Source organism: Acinetobacter sp. YH12255 (assembly GCF_013417355.1).
Classification (GTDB): Bacteria; Pseudomonadota; Gammaproteobacteria; order Pseudomonadales; family Moraxellaceae; genus Acinetobacter; species Acinetobacter pseudolwoffii.
This window is the reverse complement of record NZ_VPEC01000043.1, coordinates 1-16820: the sequence shown is the minus strand read 5'-3', so window position 1 is coordinate 16820 and position 16820 is coordinate 1. Positions and strand designations below refer to the sequence as shown.

The 16820-nt window shown below is 42.4% G+C and carries 16 protein-coding genes and 1 pseudogene; 10 read left to right on the top strand and 7 right to left on the bottom strand.

Going from position 1 to position 16820, the window contains the following annotated elements:
- Positions 1-100: pseudogene (locus FTV30_RS13530) on the top strand (IS1 family transposase); the annotation flags it as partial.
- Here the strand turns inward: FTV30_RS13530 and FTV30_RS13525 are convergent.
- Entirely contained in the window at positions 93-1085 is a 993-nt protein-coding gene (locus tag FTV30_RS13525) for a lactonase family protein (protein ID WP_257221978.1), read from the bottom strand. The pseudogene FTV30_RS13530 and the gene FTV30_RS13525 sit on opposite strands and share 8 nt — an antisense overlap.
- 173 nt (positions 1086-1258) lie before the next feature.
- A complete protein-coding gene (aceI, locus tag FTV30_RS13520) occupies positions 1259-1690 on the bottom strand; it encodes a chlorhexidine efflux PACE transporter AceI (protein WP_005170461.1) in 432 nt (143 codons plus the stop codon).
- A gap of 99 nt (positions 1691-1789) precedes the next feature.
- Between aceI and FTV30_RS13515 the strand changes: the two genes are divergently transcribed.
- The 4 genes from FTV30_RS13515 to FTV30_RS13500 all read left to right on the top strand — a co-directional run bounded on the left by FTV30_RS13515 (position 1790) and on the right by FTV30_RS13500 (position 5728).
- Positions 1790-2680, top strand: a complete 891-nt coding sequence (locus tag FTV30_RS13515) for a LysR family transcriptional regulator (RefSeq protein ID WP_005170459.1) — start codon at positions 1790-1792, stop codon at positions 2678-2680.
- 89 nt (positions 2681-2769) lie between these two features.
- On the top strand, positions 2770-3747 hold the full coding sequence (gene tal, locus FTV30_RS13510; RefSeq protein WP_100535289.1) for a transaldolase: 978 nt from the start codon (positions 2770-2772) through the stop codon (positions 3745-3747).
- A 73-nt stretch (positions 3748-3820) separates the two neighbouring features.
- A complete protein-coding gene (gene leuE, locus FTV30_RS13505) occupies positions 3821-4477 on the top strand; it encodes a leucine efflux protein LeuE (protein WP_005097277.1) in 657 nt (218 codons plus the stop codon).
- Between the two features lie 75 nt (positions 4478-4552).
- Entirely contained in the window at positions 4553-5728 is a 1176-nt protein-coding gene (locus FTV30_RS13500; protein WP_074383234.1) for a benzoate/H(+) symporter BenE family transporter, read from the top strand.
- 59 nt (positions 5729-5787) lie between these two features.
- Here the strand turns inward: FTV30_RS13500 and FTV30_RS13495 are convergent, their stop codons facing one another.
- Both FTV30_RS13495 and FTV30_RS13490 read right to left on the bottom strand, forming a co-directional pair.
- Positions 5788-6135 (bottom strand): SMR family transporter, encoded by a 348-nt coding sequence (locus FTV30_RS13495; RefSeq protein ID WP_005097280.1) that lies wholly within the window; start codon positions 6133-6135, stop codon positions 5788-5790.
- An 84-nt stretch (positions 6136-6219) separates the two neighbouring features.
- Complete coding sequence (locus FTV30_RS13490) at positions 6220-7170, bottom strand: alpha/beta hydrolase (protein ID WP_218944654.1); 951 nt, start codon at positions 7168-7170, stop codon at positions 6220-6222.
- Positions 7171-7485: 315 nt separating this feature from the next.
- Between FTV30_RS13490 and FTV30_RS13485 the strand changes: the two genes are divergently transcribed.
- Together FTV30_RS13485 and FTV30_RS13480 are read left to right on the top strand one after the other, a co-directional pair.
- Entirely contained in the window at positions 7486-7929 is a 444-nt protein-coding gene (locus FTV30_RS13485; protein WP_005170452.1) for a universal stress protein, read from the top strand.
- 135 nt (positions 7930-8064) lie between these two features.
- Positions 8065-8511, top strand: coding sequence for a universal stress protein (locus tag FTV30_RS13480; protein WP_005252208.1), 447 nt, complete (start codon positions 8065-8067; stop codon positions 8509-8511).
- A 33-nt stretch (positions 8512-8544) separates the two neighbouring features.
- Here the strand turns inward: FTV30_RS13480 and FTV30_RS13475 are convergent, their stop codons facing one another.
- Together FTV30_RS13475 and pepN are read right to left on the bottom strand one after the other, a co-directional pair.
- Positions 8545-8754 (bottom strand): hypothetical protein, encoded by a 210-nt coding sequence (locus tag FTV30_RS13475; protein ID WP_004278836.1) that lies wholly within the window; start codon positions 8752-8754, stop codon positions 8545-8547.
- 215 nt (positions 8755-8969) lie between these two features.
- Positions 8970-11576, bottom strand: coding sequence for an aminopeptidase N (gene pepN, locus FTV30_RS13470; RefSeq protein WP_180001766.1), 2607 nt, complete (start codon positions 11574-11576; stop codon positions 8970-8972).
- A 357-nt stretch (positions 11577-11933) separates the two neighbouring features.
- On the opposite strand from pepN, the gene FTV30_RS13465 reads away from it, so the two are divergent.
- The 3 genes from FTV30_RS13465 (at position 11934) to thiM (ending at position 14393) form a co-directional block, all read left to right on the top strand.
- Positions 11934-12191, top strand: coding sequence for a hypothetical protein (locus tag FTV30_RS13465; RefSeq protein WP_005097289.1), 258 nt, complete (start codon positions 11934-11936; stop codon positions 12189-12191).
- A 160-nt stretch (positions 12192-12351) separates the two neighbouring features.
- Positions 12352-13512 carry a hypothetical protein gene (locus FTV30_RS13460; RefSeq protein ID WP_005170446.1) on the top strand — a complete coding sequence of 387 codons (1161 nt, stop codon included), beginning with the start codon at positions 12352-12354 and terminating at the stop codon, positions 13510-13512.
- A gap of 32 nt (positions 13513-13544) precedes the next feature.
- On the top strand, positions 13545-14393 hold the full coding sequence (thiM, locus tag FTV30_RS13455; protein WP_180001765.1) for a hydroxyethylthiazole kinase: 849 nt from the start codon (positions 13545-13547) through the stop codon (positions 14391-14393).
- A 590-nt stretch (positions 14394-14983) separates the two neighbouring features.
- Here thiM and FTV30_RS13450 read toward each other — a convergent pair.
- Entirely contained in the window at positions 14984-16507 is a 1524-nt protein-coding gene (locus FTV30_RS13450; protein WP_005097293.1) for a TerC family protein, read from the bottom strand.
- Positions 16508-16820: the final 313 nt, after the last annotated feature.

Genomic DNA, 16820 nt, shown 5'->3' with positions numbered 1-16820 from the left:
GCGCGGTTTTAGAAGGAGTTGTAATTTTTCAAAAAAGATTGAAAACCATTTTAAAGCTTTCGACTTAACCTTTTTTTACATCAATAATGGCTTCATTTAATGTCAGCATACTTTTTGAAACACCACCATTTTTTGAATTGGTCGATATTGTGCTTTGGCAGAATTGATTTTAAGCCAAATTCCTGAGTAGGATATGTTGCTATCGAACCATCATTCCTTGCGGTATACACAGTACCGTCATCATGACGGTGTAAAAGGGTCGCAAGATTTGACTCTGTCAAAATAGGTGCAATGTGAGTGTCATTTTCACGAATTTGGTTAATGTCATGCACATAAGTTTTACCGTTTGGAAGGCTGGTATACAGATGATCTCGCATGACTTCCATACGTGCATTACAGTTACGACCACAATCAGGAAGACTGAGCCGAGCAAACTTTTTCGCTTTTAAATGGTTTTGTGCAATAGCATCGCTTTGACGCCAGACATTAATACGACCTTCGATATCGGGGACATAGATATAGCGGTCATCTGCGGTAACAGCATTACTGTGAACTAAAGCATGGTTCACTGTATCGCCCCACCAAACGCCAGTTCCTAGCGCCATCACAAAGCTCGGTTGAGGCTGTGAAATATCTAGAATATCGACACGGTTAGAACCATAACTGGCCACATATAAGCGTTCTGCATGGATTTCGATATCTGCAAGACTGTCCCATTTTTTTGCTAAGCCTTCAATTTTTAATGGGTCAATTGCACTCAGCGCACGTTTTTGTTTTAAATCATAACGTAAAATTTTTGATTCTGATTGGCTATTGGCGATATACAATACATCATCAGTTCGTACCAGGGCTATAGGATTCCATGTACTTAAACCGAAATCTTGAGCAGTAAGTTCCGAACCCACATCCAAGACTTTAAATTCTGAAATTTTGGTAAATTGAGCATTATTTCCTGTTGATGGATTAGAGCCAACCGTACCTGACCCAAGCTTAGATGCATGGCTGTCATTCTCACCACCACCGCCGCCACAAGCAGTCATGAGTAAGGCAATGCTTAAACTCAACAAGCTATATTTTAACTTCATAATTCCCCTTAGATGCAAATGCATAAAAACTTCTGCTCTTATAAAGGGGTTTAAGATGAATACAAAGTCGAATAAGTGTGCTATGTGTCAAAGAAATACTGCTGTTTACTAGATTCCCCACATAAAGCACAAGTAACATTAGCTGTGCTTTATTTTTTTCTATGCTTTTCTTATTATATTTTTCGATGCTCAGGCTGATATCCAAGCATTTCTTCTATCGAATCATAACACCACTGAAAAATGAAGGTATATACCAGAATACACAAGGTCAGGCTAAAATCGAGCACAATCGCCTGCCATAGTCCCATGTTCATCGCATAGGCCACCATTGGAATGGTGGCGAGCATTAAACCACCTTCAAAGCCAATCGCATGTAAAATACGCACTCGAATCGTTCGTTTCAGTTGACGTTTCGCTTCAAATTTTTCGAAATAATGATTAAACAGCATATTCCAGATGACAGAGGTCACGGCCATCACAATTCCCAGTGCACCTGTGACTTCTAGCGGCATATTAAAAATAAGACTCAAAGCTATCGCAATGATCACCAACAGGATGACTTCATAGCTAAGCGCATGCACAAGTCGTCTTTTGGAAATCAACATTTTCATTACTCGGTTTTTTATCAATAATCGCGCATATTATGTTCTTTAAACTGATTAATCGAGTTAGAATATTTCAATAAAATTGATAGATAAGATTACATGAATATTAATCAGGAACAACTCACTGTATTTAAAACTGTGATGGAAACCGGTTCATTCTCTGCAGCTGCACGAAAATTGGGAAAAGTTCCCTCTGCCATTAGCATGTCAATTGCGAATTTAGAAATTGATCTGAATCTGCAACTGTTCCAGCGTATTGGGCGTGAACCTGTGCCAACGGAGCAGGCACAGACACTGTATGAAAGAACAGAACAGCTGTTAATCGAAATGAATCAGTGGAAACAGCATGCGCTTGCCCTAAGTTCAGGCCTGGAGTCTGAACTGAATATCGTCATCGTTTCTGAATTACTGCATACGCGCTGGACTGATTATGTCGTTCTGGTGGAACAGCAATTTCCCGAGCTTCAGATTAATGTCTTTGGTGCACCTCAGGAAGATGCGCAACAGATGCTCTTGGATGGTAGCGCACAACTGGCATTAATGTTTGAGCGGGAACAACTCGATGCACGTGAACAGTTTGTGGAATTAAAGCGTGAAGTCTTGATTCCTGTCGCAGCCAAGCAGCATGTACTGAGTCAATACGATCAGGTCAGCTTTGAACAAATTCTAAATAGCCGTCAAATTGTGGTGGCGAGCCGTGACCGTAATATTAAACCTGAATTATTATATTCCCGTCATTACTGGCGCACTGACAATCATCATTCTGCCTGTAGCATGATTCAACAGGGTTTGGGTTGGGGTGTTCTCCCGCAGGAAATGCTAAAAAAACAGCCGAATTTACAGCAAAATCTGCAAGTGCTGAATCTGCTCGATTTCACCCCAAAGTTTGAATATTTTATCGATCTGGTCTGGAGTCGGGAAAGCAACTTGGGCACAGCTGCTCATTTTTTGATTAATCATCTGCGAAATCAGCGTAAAAGTAGCAAATAATCACAGAAACACCACTTCAGTCTACTTGGTAAATACAGGGTTTATGATATAAAAGTATGCATAAGCAATAACCATAGAACTAGATCGTAATGACATTAACCGCATTAGACCAATTAAAAAACTTGACCACAATTGTGGCGGATAGCAGTGACTTGAGCGCAATTGAAAAATTTCGTCCTCTGGATGCAACCACCAATCCATCACTGATTACAGCAGCGGCCAGTCAAGTTGAGAACAAGGCCCTGATTGAAGCGGCCTATCAGCAGGCGCAGCAGGAAGGCTATGCGGATGATGCCCTAATTGAACGTACCATTGATATTTTGACCGTCAAATTCGGCGTTGAAATCTTGAAATTAATTGAAGGGCGTGTTTCGACTGAAGTCGATGCGTCCCTGTCTTTTGATACTGCTGCCACCATCGCAAAAGCCAAAGAGTTACTGGCACTATATGCGCAGTATGGGATTGACTCCGATCGCATCCTGATCAAGATTGCATCAACCTGGGAAGGCATTCAGGCCGCAAGAACCTTAGAAGAAGAAGGCATTCATACCAACCTGACCCTGTTATTTGGCCAGCATCAGGCCCATGCCTGCGCTGATGCCAAAGTTACTTTAATTTCACCTTTTGTTGGCCGGATTCTGGACTGGTACAAGAAGGCTGAAGGTGTGGATGCTTATCCAATCGAAAAAGATCCTGGCGTGTTATCGGTTAAAAGTATTTATGAGTTTTATAAAGCCCATGGCATTCAAACCGAAATTATGGGCGCCAGCTTCCGCAGTATCGATCAGGTCTTGGGCTTGAGCGGTTGTGACCTTCTTACCGTTGCACCAAATCTACTGGCAGAACTGAACCATGATCAACGTGAAGTTCAGCCGCAACTTTCAGCGACAGCTATTACTGTGCAGGGTGAACTGAGTCCGATCAGTCAGGCAGCATTTCTGGAACAGCTGAAGCAGGATCAAATGGCCAGTGAACTGTTACAAGGCGGTATTCAGGGTTTCATCAAAGCGCGTGAGCAACTGGCTGCGCTATTAGGTCAAACCTTTCTCAATCCCGTTGAAAGCTAAGCTAAAATCTTAGAAATTTTACCAGCCGATGTTGCTATAATGCCGCATCGGCTTTTTCTTGTGCGAATTCTTCGTGTTTGGTATTACAGATCTCAGTACCTTTATCATTGGTACCACCTTAATTGTGCTCTTGCCCGGCCCCAATTCCCTTTATGTCATGTCCATTGCCTCACGTTTTGGTATCAAGACAGGTTATTTAGGTGCTCTGGGAGTGTATACCGGTGACATGATTCTGATTTTATGTACTGCTTTGGGGGCTGCATCTTTATTGCATGCTTTTCCAATCCTGTTTATTACTTTGAAGATTATCGGCGCCATCTACCTGAGTTATCTGGGGATGAAGTTATTAATTGCCGCCTATAAAACCATTCGTCCAACAGAAAAAGTGACGATTCCGCAGATGAATGCGGCTGATGCTAAAGCTTCGTCTATTCAGCCATTTCGTACTGCATTGACCATCAGTATTTTAAATCCAAAAGCGATTCTGTTTTATCTGTCATTTTTTGTGCAATTTGTTGATCCTCGCTATCCTTATCCGGCATTGACTTTCATTCTATTGGCTTTGATCTTGCAATTGATTAGCATGACCTATCTGTCTATTCTGATTTTCTCAGGGGTAAAACTGGCCTCCTATTTCAACCAGCATTACAAACTGACAGCCAGTTGTGTGGCCATAGTCGGCATTTTATTCTGTGGTTTTGGGATGAAGCTAGCCAGCTCTACCTTATAAAAGCTTGAAACAGATATTGTCTAAATACGTGAAAAGCGTATGATTTAAACGCTTTTTAAAATTGTGTCATGGACGATGCCAAAACTATTACAAGATCTGTCTCTTACTGCGGTCATTGCCGGCCTGATTACCTGCCTGATTGGCATTAGTGTTTCTGCTGTACTGGTGATTGAAGCTGCACAAAGCTTAGGCGCCAATGCGGCACAAATCAGTTCCTGGTTATGGGCACTGGGAATCGGCATAGGTATCTCTGGTGTGTGGCTGTCCTGGAAATATCAGTATCCTGTTTCTACTGCCTGGTCAACGGCGGGACTAGCTTTGATCATTGCGTCTGCGGGTCATTACAGCCTCGGTGAAGCGATTGGTGCGTTTCTGATTTGTGGACTGTTGACTGCTGCGCTGGGATTCTTAGGAATTTTTGAGCGTATTTTTCATTTTATTCCACAAAGTTTAACCAGTGCCATGCTGGCTGGAGTATTGCTAAAATTTGGTATTTCAGTATTTGGTAGCCTGCAACAGTCCTGGAAATTTGTACTCAGTGTCCTGGCCATTTATCTGATCTCAAAAAAAATCAGCACACGCTATAGCATCGTGATTACCGTATTTACCGCAATTGCGCTCTGCCCTTTCTTTATCGATTTTACAATCCCGAGTTTAAACTGGAGTATGGCCCAGCCGGTCTGGATCCAACCTGAATTTAGTCTACAAGCTGTTCTAGGGCTGGCTTTACCACTGTTGGTGATCAATCTGGCTTCGCAATATCTACCCGGACTGGCAGTAATTAAAAGCTATGGCTATCCACCCAAGGTAAACGGTATTTTAGGCTGGACCGGTATAAGTCAGGCGATACTGGCACCTTTTGGCTGCTTTAGTGTCAATCTTGCTGCGATCAGTGCGGCAGTGAGTCTGGATACTCAAGCTCATCCCGACCCACAGAAACGCTATATTGCAGGCATGAGTTGTGGGCTGTTTTATATTTTGATGGGACTATTTGCAGCGACCTTGACCAGTGTCCTGATGGCATTTCCAGCAATCCTGATTACCATTCTGGCCGGAATTGCCTTATTCGGCACCATTGGGCATAACATCGCGCTGGCTTTTCAGCAAAGCCATGAACGTGAAGCGGCTCTGATGACCTTTTTATTCAGTGCATCCAATATTCAGTTTTTCGGGATTGGTTCAGCCTTTTGGGGCTTACTACTGGGATTAATGGTTTATTTTCTATTTAAGCTCAAGCCTCAAGTCACTTAAAATTGATGACTGATCATTAGAATAAAATGACAAATAAGGGCAGCGATCATGTCTGCCTTTTATGAATGTCCTGCGGTCTGGGAAAAAAGGTTGATAACGAGTACACCGGAAATAATCAGTGCAATGCCAATAAGTGCAGGCACATCGAGCGTCTGCTTGAAAAGTACATAGCCCACAATTGCAGTCAGAACAATTCCCACACCGGCCCAGATGGCATAAGCGATTCCCAATGGAATGACTTTAATCACTTGGGACAATAAATAAAATGCAATACAGAATAAAACCACGACTGCCAAAGACGGCCATAATTTGCTAAAGCCTTCAGATTTTACTAAAAATGTAGAGCCTGTGACTTCGGCGACAATCGCCAGTGCCAGTAACAGGTAGGCCCACGATACAGGATTCATTTTTCCATCTCCAAAATTTCAGTGTTCATGCTTTGAATAACAAGCCAATTAAAATAGAAAATTAAACTTTAAATAATGCTTATTTTACAATGAATGCTGGTGCAGAAAATCAAGGGTGCGAATAAAGGTTTGCTGACTCTCTTTTTTGCCCATAAAAAACTGGTATTCATGAATCAGCCAGGCTTTAGATTCCGGATAAAATACCTCGGTCACTGCAATATTCCGGGCCTTGAGTGTCTCTACAAAAGGTAAGGATTGAGTATCGGTCAAAAAATCTTTATTACCGCCACTGATGAACACCGGCGGATAAGCATTTGAAATATGCTGGATCGGGGAAATCTGCTTTAAAAATTCGACATCATCTTTCTGGTCGCCCGTATAAGCCTGTACCAGATTATAAACGCCCCATTCGACCATTTTGATTTCATCCGGTGCTTTTTGCACAAAGGCCTGTAGATCGTAAATACCACAATGCAAAATCAAGCCTTTGAGCTGCATTGGCTGAATATTTGGACTGAAATTGGATTGTTGTGAAAACTCTGGATTGGTCAACAACGCGGCATAATGACTGGCCAGATTGGCACCGGCAGAATCTCCGGCTAAATACAGTTGTGCTGCATCAATGTAGTAGTTCTCGGCATGCGTGTTGATAAATGCCAACGCCTGATTAATTTGCTGAAGTTGACTCGGATAAGTCACCTGCGGCGCAAACTGATATTGTACAGAAATCACGTTATAGCCTTGCGCCGCCAATAGCTTAAAATAGCCGCGGGCATGTGCCTTGGAACCTGAAATCCAGCCACCGCCATGAATCCAGACAATGGTCGGTCTCGGGCCTAGATTCTGAATATTCTGCGGTTGATATAGATCGAAGCTTAAATCCTGTAGCGGCTGGTACACGATATTGTTCTGTACCCGAACAGTTTCAGGAGCATAACGATCCATCACTTTTTGTTGTAGGCCCGTGGTCATATTGAAGGCACTGGCAATTAGCCTGCTATTTTGTACGGTATTCTGACAGCCCGCTAACATCATCGAGCTGACCAGCACAAGATTTACCGCGATATATCTCACAATTTCAATTTCCCTATATTGACAAAAATCAAGCGCAGGCAGTTTAACTGAAATGCTCAAAAACCAAAAACTTAATCCAGTTCGTTCTGGCAGCAGAGGTGAAAATCCCCAGTTTTTTGCTCGGATTTATTTGCCCATTTCTTTACAGTTTTATGTGAATAATAGTTGTAATTTAATGAGTTTTTTCATTTTTTTAGGTTTTGCAATTGCACCTGTAGAGTCACTGTGCTATCAATGAATCAGAAGCGAACAATAAACATTTGGAGTAAAAAAATCATGGCCTATCAGCATATTTTAGTTCCGGTAGACGGCTCAGAAATTTCTTTTTCCGCAGTACGACATGCTGCAAAAATTGCCAAAGCATTTGGTGGCCAGCTTTCCCTGATCAGCCTGATTGCAGAAGATCCTTTTACTGAAGCTGATTTCTATTACAGCTCATCTATCATGAAGGAATATTTTGTACAGGCGCATGCCAATGCCAAAAATGCCCTGAAAGAAGCCACTGCGATTGCAGCGACTGAAGGTATTGAAGCTCAGTCACGGATCGTCACAGGTCTGGTCAATGCCGAACACATTGCCAAAACTGCTGATGAAGTAAAAGCAGATCTGATTGTTATGGGTTCTCATGGCCGTAAAGGCTTCCAGAAAATGATTCTGGGCAGCTTTGCACAGGATGTTTTAGGTGCCAGTGAAATTCCGGTTCTGATCGTGAAAAAATAATCAAAGCTTTGCGCATCTTCAAGGTGCGCATTACTCGGTTTTCTATATTTGATTTCAAACCAAACCGTACGTTATGGAGATTCACCCACCTAACCCCTATTCTCCTTACTGCAATAATAAATATCAGGAAGCACCATGAATAATTATGATCATCTTCTCGTAGCACTCGATGAGTCCTCGATTTCCTATGCTGCCGCAGAACATGCCCTCGAACTGGCCAAAGTATTTCATAGCCATGTCACCTTACTCAGTGTCATTGCGGTTGACCCTTTTAAGGGCGTAGATTTTTATAAAGTTGCTCCAGCAGTCACAGATTACTTTATGCATGCAGAACAAAATGCGCTTGATCGCTTAAATGACCTGAAACAGAGCTTTGTTCGTGAAGGCATACAGGTCACGACAAAAATCCTGCATGGTATGGCACCTTCAGAAGGAATCTTACAGGCTGCAAATGAATCACCGACTGATGTCATTATTATGGGTTCACATGGCCGTAAAGGTTTGCAAAAACTCATGCTGGGCAGTGTCGCTCAGAATGTTCTGGCACTTTCCTCTATTCCAGTACTCATCGTCAGACAATAGGATGCTTGATCAAAGCCTGTATGATACAGGCTTTTAGCGAAGTTTTTGATTTAATTCACTTAAGAAAATTTCAGCATCAAGCTGACTTTGAAATACTTTTTTGTATTCTCCGACCTGCTGAATGGAATGCGGCGTATATTGAATGGAGATTTCAAGTAAGCCATTTTCAGGATTCTTGCTGACATGTACGGCAATAATATGCTGGCTATTTAAATAAAAACCATCTTCAATTTTCACTAACATATCTTGGACAACCTCTAGTAAGCGAATCTGTAGATCCCTTTACCTAGCTTACAGCTTAATAAATAAATACTCTTTTCCGTATAATCATACTGTAACACCCTTTGGTACTTACCTAAGCCTTTAGAGAAATTCAACTGTATTTAAAGCCAGCGTTTGAAATAAACAGGAAATAAAAAACCGGATCAGGTCGATCCGGTTTTTTATGAATATTGATGTTATACGCTGAGCATACTATTGAGTGTCTCAGACACGTTTTTAGATTTAACCAGTGGTTTTAAGGTTTCAAGCTGTGCTTTCACTTCACTGCGTTGCGGTTCTGCCAAGGTATACCAGCGTGACAATACCTGTAGCAAACGTGAGCCTACAATCGGGTTTTTCTCGTCCAGATATTTCGCCAGACCAATAAAATGCTGTACGCCAAAGCTCCAGGTATTGACTGGGTTGGCATTCAAACCACCACTGACTGCACGAATACAGTTAGGCACCGCCAGATCATAATCTGGATGCTGGGTCAGATACGCAATGGTTTCGTCCGTTGCTTTTGGATGGGCTGCCTGAACCATAAACCATTGGTCTAAAGACAAGGCTTCATCTTCAAAGCGGCTGTAGAAATCGGCTAGAGCTTCTTGTGCTTGTGGTGCATCATTCCAGACCAAGACTTTCAGTGCACCCAAACGTTCAGACATATTCCCCGTGTGATATTGCTCATAGGCTAAATCAAAGGCAAATGCATCTCCCTGACGAGCCATCATCGTGAGCATGATATTTCTTAAAGCACGCACACCCATCGCTTGCGAGAATTCAGATTGCAGATCAGGATCCAGATTGAGATAAGTTTCTTTCGCTGTTTCACCAAAGGCACGTGCCAAAGTATGCAGCAAAGCCTCACGCTTTTCCTGAATCATGACCGGATTATAATCCTGATCAATACGGCTACCTAAATAACCTTCCGACGGTACATCAAACAAACGTGATGCCAACAGCGGATCTTTCTCAATCACATCCGGCAAGGTATTAAGCATGGCCTCGATATAAATTTCTGCAGGCTGATCATCCAGCAAGATACGCTCGAGTAAAGTTTGAGTTGCTTGCCACTGGTTAAAACCATTCGTTTCATATTGCAACAGGAAAGCCAGTTCTTTTTCTGAATAGTCAAAGTCCAGATTCACTGGTGCAGAGAAATTACGCAGCAAGGACACTACCGGTTTTGCTGTCACACCGCTAAATTCGATCGTGGCTTCATCCTGATCAAACAGATATACCCCATCTTTGACGCCATTTTCAAAGAGTGCCTCAGAGTTCAGCGTTAACTGCTCACCGCTTTCAGCATCAAACAATGCCAAAGCGACTGGAATGGGTACGGCTTTCAGATTTGGATATTTAGGATGGGTTTTCAGGCTTTGTTTCAAGCTGAGGCGATAGATTTGTGTCTCTACATCATATTCAGCTTTTGCTTGAAGTTTAGGTGTACCCGGCTGATTGTACCAGGTCAGGAAGTTTGAAAGCTCCACACCTGAACCTGCTGTCAGTGCAGCCACCCAATCCTCAACTGTTACTGCTTGACCATCATGACGGCGGAAATATTCATCGGTTCCTTGACGGAATTTTTCCTTACCGAGCAAGGTCGCCATCATGCGGTTAATTTCAGCCCCTTTTTCATAAACAGTGGCAGTATAGAAGTTGTTAATTTCTACAAAATGATCTGGACGCGGCGGATGTGATAGCGGCCCTGAATCTTCCGGGAACTGATGTGCTTTCAGAACTGCTACATCATCAATACGTTGTACCGCAGCCGACTGTAAATCTTCCGAGAAAGATTGGTCACGGAATACAGTCAGGCCTTCTTTCAAACACAGCTGGAACCAGTCACGACAGGTAATCCGGTTACCGGTCCAGTTATGAAAATATTCATGCGCAATGACTGACTGCACCCGCATGATGGCGGCATCAGTGGTGTACTCTTCATCGGCTAGCACGCATGAAGTATTGAAGATATTCAGACCTTTATTTTCCATGGCACCCATGTTGAATGCACTGGTCGCCACAATCATGTAATTATCCAGATCATAAGGCAGACCATAATGCTCTTCATCCCAGCGCATAGAATGTTTGAGCGCTTCCATGGCGATCTTGCATTTTGGAATATCTTTTTCTTCTGCGTAGATTTCCAGAGCTACATTGCGGCCTTCCGATGTGACATAGGAATCTTTCATCACTGCCAAGTCACCAATGACACAGGCGAACAAATAGCTCGGTTTCTTGGTCGGATCCTGCCACACGGCATAGTGACGATTTTCATCCACTTCACCGGTTTCTAGCAGGTTACCATTTGCGAGCAAGACCGGATATTTCTTGTCTGCCTCTACACGTGTGGTAAAGACCGACAACACATCAGGACGGTCTGGATAGAAAGTAATTTTACGGAACCCTTCTGGTTCATTTTGGGTCACAAACAGATCTGAACTGGCCTGATATAAACCTTCCAGCATAGTATTACTTTCAGGATGGATTTTAACCACAATTTCAAGCGACACTTGATCAGGCGCATTGGCAATGACCAGTTGTTCAGCATCAAGACTGTAGTCAGTTGCATTCAGGGTTTGACCATTTAACTGAATCGATTGCAGTTCCAGATCTCGTCCGAGCAAGACCAGATCACCGGCAGTTTGACGCTGCATCTGCAGTTTGCTGCTGACCAGCGTATGATCCGCATAGACCTGAATATTCAGCTCGATAGAATCGACGATAAAGGAGGGTTTTTGGTAGTCTTTTAAATAAATGGTTTGATCCGCTTCGATCACCGGGTTTGCCGCAATATTCATGTCCTGTCCTAATCTTTATCTTATTCGACATTGTTCATGTCAAAATCATACGCCAAGTTTTAAACGCTGTCTGTGCATTTGTATTGTTCGCTCTAATATGGGCATTGTACGCACCACTTTCAATGCATTTTGCCTAATTGTGCAGCATTCGATTAAGCTTAAGAAATATCTATGCCAAATAAACAGCCAGAATCATAATTTCTTACATTATTATAAATATTTGATTTAAAGATATATATTGATATCCAAATTACACTTCACAAATACAGATTAAAAAATAAGCACACTTCTTGCTAGAGTTAAGCTGTATTTCCCCGCCCTTAAAATTAAAGAATAATGATAACCATGAGGTGAGCCATGTACTTAAAAAAACATATTGTACGAATGGAAAATATCAAAACCCTGCAAACACTGGATCAGGCCAATATTGACCATAAAGTCATTGCACTCTTGATGAGCTGTGAAGGTATTCCTCTTCAGGCACATGAAGTGACTGCCATTCTCAACAGCTACGATGCCCTCGGTACCAAGAAAGTTCCATCTAAAAAAGTTCAAGCCTTAATTCACGCCAAACATCGCGGACAACAAGACGAAACCTTACCATGCCCAGTCTAAAACCCGTCATTTCATGTTTTTAAGATCAGAGCTACTTCGGTAGCTCTTTTCATGTGCGCGTATATTTTTTGCTGACGTAAAATAGCATCAGTCAACTACATTTGCCTCGCATCAGCGGTGTATAATCAAATGCCCGTCCATTCTAAAGTTGCTCGCGCCCATGGTATTCAGTGTTCTGCAAAAACAGCTTGATGAAAGCACCCACTGCCCGCTATGTAAGGCATCGATGTATTGGATTGAGGCGGAACAGTATGATCAGGAGATGAGTTACCATGAATGCAGCCATTGCCAGCATCAGCTTCATCCGGATCAAAAAAATAATTGTTATTGCGCACAGTGTCTGGCCCAACGTAAACGCATGCTCAAGGAAGTCCGTTTACAGGAAAATCGTCTCTATCATAAAAAACAGGACCGGCCAGTTCCTGAGCTCAATCAGCTCAGTTTTATCAATAAACTGTTTCTACTTTCGATTTTAGATGAACAAGTACAGGAATATAGCCAGCACCGCGAATATATCGACTGGCATCAAATTCGCTATTTTTCCATCAGTCCGAACTATCTGTTTCAACATGGTCTGGTCAAAAATATGCTCAGAGAACAGATTTTAATTCCCAAAGATGTGCAACAGGAAAATCAGCACTATTATATTAATGTACGTCTGGATGGCTATTCTGAACCGAGCCTGTTCAGCATTACCCAGCAACTACGCAACTGGTTTTATCAGAACCTGAGTCAAGGTGTGCCTTTTAAAAGTGCAGATGAAGTCAAAGATGCCCTGTATTGTCTGCTATATGAGGAGATCATTCAGTTTGCGCAATTTTACTGTCGTAGCTGGAATGTGCAGATTGCCGGAAATCAGAGCTTTCAGACCTTTTGCTATCGCCTTTTAGATGTCTTGGCAGTGGGGCAGATTTATTATCTGGTACAGACCGCACTGGAATATCTATATAAGCAAAAAGCGCTTAAGCCACGCAATGAAAATTTTATTAATACCAATCTGCTGAAAAAAACCTTACAACAGTATCGGGAACGTTCTGTCACGGAAAAATGGGAAACCTCTACCCTGCCACGCCCGCCACAACTGGCCTTCAGCAAGATGAGTGAAATCCTGTTTTATCGCTTCCTGGGTTATGATGAGAATATTTTCTTTCAGCCGGTCTGGCGCTCATGGCATAAAATTGAACCGCGCCTGAAATTTTATTCGCAGAAACGTTGTATGCACTGCGGTTCACAGGAACTTTCGGTGGATTATGATGCCAGTGACTATGTCAGCCTGTTCTGCCGTAGCTGTAAGCATCAGGACCATTATTTTACCCGCTGAGCGAAGATACGACTTAGATTCCTTTTTGACAGATGATCATTATGAATACTTCTACGCAAGCACTACAGCACACGCTTCTGGATCAAATCTGCGAGGCATGGTTAAAGTTACAGCAACATCAGCCATTGGTACATATCATGACCAATGCCGTGGCCAGTAATTATGTGGCCAATGTGGTGCTGGCTGCCAATGCTTCCCCCGCCATGATCGATAATCCTTTTGAGGCCGAAAGCTTTGCCAAAATTGCAGCTGCGATCAATCTCAATCTGGGTACACCGACCACCGAACAAGTACAGGCCATGCACATTGCTGCGGAAACGGCACATCGTCTGAAAAAACCATGGGTACTGGATCCGGTTGGTTATGGAACGGTACTGCATTGGCGCTCGAATACGGTAGATCAGTTACTCAATTCCCATCCGACAATTTTACGGGGCAATGCCTCTGAAATTGGTGCTTTGGCTGGCAAGCGGATCGAATCCAAAGGTGTGGACAGTACCATCAATAGTGCCGATGTTTATTTACAGGCACAAAGCTTATTGGCGCATTGTGACTGTGTCGCGATTTCCGGCGAATCTGATTACATCATTTCCAGAGATTATCCGGTAATACAGGTATCAGGCGGATCATATTTACAACCGCGAGTCACGGCCACCGGTTGTGCACTTGGTGCACTGATTGCAGCCTATAGTGCTGTAAGTTCTCCCGCAATCGCGGCACTCGCTGCACATGTGCATTTTGCAATTGCAGGTCAACGGGCTTTTGAACGTGCGCCACAACTTGGCAGTTTTAATATGGCTTTTCTGGATGAAGTCCATCAACTTAATACTGAAAGCATCCGACAATACGCCAACTTTCAAATTTTGCCGGGAGCAGTTTAGTTTGCTAGCAGCTTTAAGGGGTGTTTGCAGATTGGTATAGACCTGACACCCCATTTTTAGCTGTACATCGCTCACATCTTCTACTAATTTCTGAAGAGATATAGGTTGTTTCCGAATCCTACGCTGAAACTATTTTGAGCATGATCGGTGGTTAACTGAACAGGCTTCATATAACTTAATGTAATTTATCTACCGATTTTCACCAAAGAGATCAAAATTTTGTTTGATCTGTTTTTGCATGATCCCAGCTGAAATCATGTGAATTATAATTTAATTATTCAGCAGGATTTGAATGTTACTTTTAAGCTTTAATTAACAGGCTCTATTGATCAATATCCAGTATGTGATTCTGCTTATGCTGCATTACGAATCTGGCTTTTAGACTTAAAACTCTAGTGCAATATCAAGCCATTCAGCTCAATATCCAACTTGAGTGATAGTCTGCATCGAATGATAAAAAATCTGTCTGAACAATGACCTCACTTTGTTTTTAATAAGGACAATTGAGAAAAGATGCATTAAAAAAGTCAGCTGCCACTAGAGCAACTGACCTTCAAGATTTGAACAAAGCAAGTGTTTAAAACAAGCGTTTAAGCCGCGTAATGAATACTAACTGATTTGATACGATTGCTTTCAATTTCAGTGACTTTGAACTGTACACCTTGATAATCCAATTCAGTACCGACTTCGACCACACTGTTGGTTTTATCCAAAATCAGACCCGCAACACTGATATAACCAGCATCTTCATCAATCAGATCAATCATGCCGAGTTCAAGCTCAAGCTGATACAGATCCAGCATACCTGAAGCGATCCAGTGGGAATCGTCAATTCTGACCAAATCAAGTTGTTCGTCTGCATCCGGGAACTCACCGGCAATGGCTTCAAATACATCTAGTGGTGAGATCAGACCCTGTACATTACCAAACTCGTCGCTCACCAAGACCAAAGAGCCTTTAGAGGTACGCAAAGTATTGATCGCATCAATAACTTTCATCTTTTCAAAGATATAAATTGGACGATGGCGTTTGATCAGGGCTTTTAACTCTTCCGGTTCTTCCAGCACATCCAGTAATTCCTTGGCACGTACGATGCTAATCACCTTATCCAGGCTGCCACGACATACCGGAAACAGGCTGTGGGGAACAGATAGAATTCTTTCACGGATCTGTTCCGGGCTATCCTCTAGATCGACCCATGAAATCTGACTGCGCGGTGTCATGATCGAAGCGACTGAACGCTCTGCAAGGGTCAATACCCCGCCAATCATGTAACGTTCTTCATCTGCAAAGGCTTCTTGAGCTTCATTTTTGTCAGTATCAGTGGTTTCCAGCTTGCCGCCCATTAACTTCAAAATGGAATCAGCCGTACGATGACGCAAAGGAATCTTAGATTCATGCTTTGCTGCATTACGCTGGCCGAACTGGTTGAACGCTTCGATCAAGATCGCGACACCAATACCCGAATAGATATAGCCTTTTGGAATGTGGAAACCAAAACCTTCTGCAATCAGACTGATACCAATCAAAAGCAGGAAGCTTAGACACAGAATCACCACGGTTGGATGACGGTTTACAAAACTGGTCAATGGTTTCGATGCCAGTAGCATTACACCCATCGCAACAATCATTGCAGCCATCATGACGTAAATATTGTCGACCATACCAATTGCAGTAATCACTGAATCTAAAGAAAATACAGCATCTAAAACCACAATTTGGGCAACAACAGCAGTGAAACTTGCATAAACCACCTTAGTGGTCAATTTGACTTCAGGCTTACCTTCTATCTTTTCATGTAACTCTGTGACGGCTTTATACACCAAGAACAAGCCACCAAATAACAAGATCAAGTCCCGACCAGAGAAGGTCCAGTCAAACAGGGTGATCAGCGGCTGAGTCAAAGTGACTAGCCAAGCAATGGCAAACAACAGGCCCAGACGCATCAATAATGCGAGTGAAAGACCGATGACACGAGCTTTATCACGTTGTTCAGGAGGAAGTTTTTCAGCCAGAATGGCAATAAAGACTAGGTTATCAATACCTAAAACGATTTCAAGAATAATAAGAGTAATTAAACCTACCCAAATTCCGGGATCTAATAAAAATTCCATTAGAGAACTACCCCGTTCGAGTAAGCTAGAAATAGAGATGGAAGATCAACGCACGGCGAGGGATCCATTAAATTTAACCTATGTAACTTAAGACCATTCCATTATGCATAAACTGAGTATTTTGTAATGTATTAATTTATAAAAAAATTACATGATTATGATTTTCCTTAGACTTTTTTCATTAATCAGTAGACTTCCTTCATAAATCATTTTTTAACCAATTTAATTGTTTATCTTTCACCCAATCTAAATTGTATATGCCAGCAAGTAAATTAAACCGCAGGTTTAATCGTTTACGACGATTTCTATATAC

Excerpts from the sequence above, each read along its gene's own strand:
- FTV30_RS13525 (WP_257221978.1), bottom strand. The coding sequence starts at position 1,085 with ATGAAGTTAAAATATAGCTTGTTGAGTTTAAGCATTGCCTTACTCATG.
- aceI (WP_005170461.1), bottom strand. The coding sequence starts at position 1,690 with ATGTTGATTTCCAAAAGACGACTTGTGCATGCGCTTAGCTATGAAGTC.
- FTV30_RS13515 (WP_005170459.1), top strand. The coding sequence starts at position 1,790 with ATGAATATTAATCAGGAACAACTCACTGTATTTAAAACTGTGATGGAA.
- tal (WP_100535289.1), top strand. The coding sequence starts at position 2,770 with ATGACATTAACCGCATTAGACCAATTAAAAAACTTGACCACAATTGTG.
- FTV30_RS13500 (WP_074383234.1), top strand. The coding sequence starts at position 4,553 with ATGCCAAAACTATTACAAGATCTGTCTCTTACTGCGGTCATTGCCGGC.
- FTV30_RS13495 (WP_005097280.1), bottom strand. The coding sequence starts at position 6,135 with ATGAATCCTGTATCGTGGGCCTACCTGTTACTGGCACTGGCGATTGTC.
- FTV30_RS13490 (WP_218944654.1), bottom strand. The coding sequence starts at position 7,170 with ATGATGTTAGCGGGCTGTCAGAATACCGTACAAAATAGCAGGCTAATT.
- FTV30_RS13485 (WP_005170452.1), top strand. The coding sequence starts at position 7,486 with ATGGCCTATCAGCATATTTTAGTTCCGGTAGACGGCTCAGAAATTTCT.
- FTV30_RS13480 (WP_005252208.1), top strand. The coding sequence starts at position 8,065 with ATGAATAATTATGATCATCTTCTCGTAGCACTCGATGAGTCCTCGATT.
- FTV30_RS13475 (WP_004278836.1), bottom strand. The coding sequence starts at position 8,754 with ATGTTAGTGAAAATTGAAGATGGTTTTTATTTAAATAGCCAGCATATT.
- pepN (WP_180001766.1), bottom strand. The coding sequence starts at position 11,576 with ATGAATATTGCGGCAAACCCGGTGATCGAAGCGGATCAAACCATTTAT.
- FTV30_RS13465 (WP_005097289.1), top strand. The coding sequence starts at position 11,934 with ATGTACTTAAAAAAACATATTGTACGAATGGAAAATATCAAAACCCTG.
- FTV30_RS13460 (WP_005170446.1), top strand. The coding sequence starts at position 12,352 with ATGGTATTCAGTGTTCTGCAAAAACAGCTTGATGAAAGCACCCACTGC.
- thiM (WP_180001765.1), top strand. The coding sequence starts at position 13,545 with ATGATCATTATGAATACTTCTACGCAAGCACTACAGCACACGCTTCTG.
- FTV30_RS13450 (WP_005097293.1), bottom strand. The coding sequence starts at position 16,507 with ATGGAATTTTTATTAGATCCCGGAATTTGGGTAGGTTTAATTACTCTT.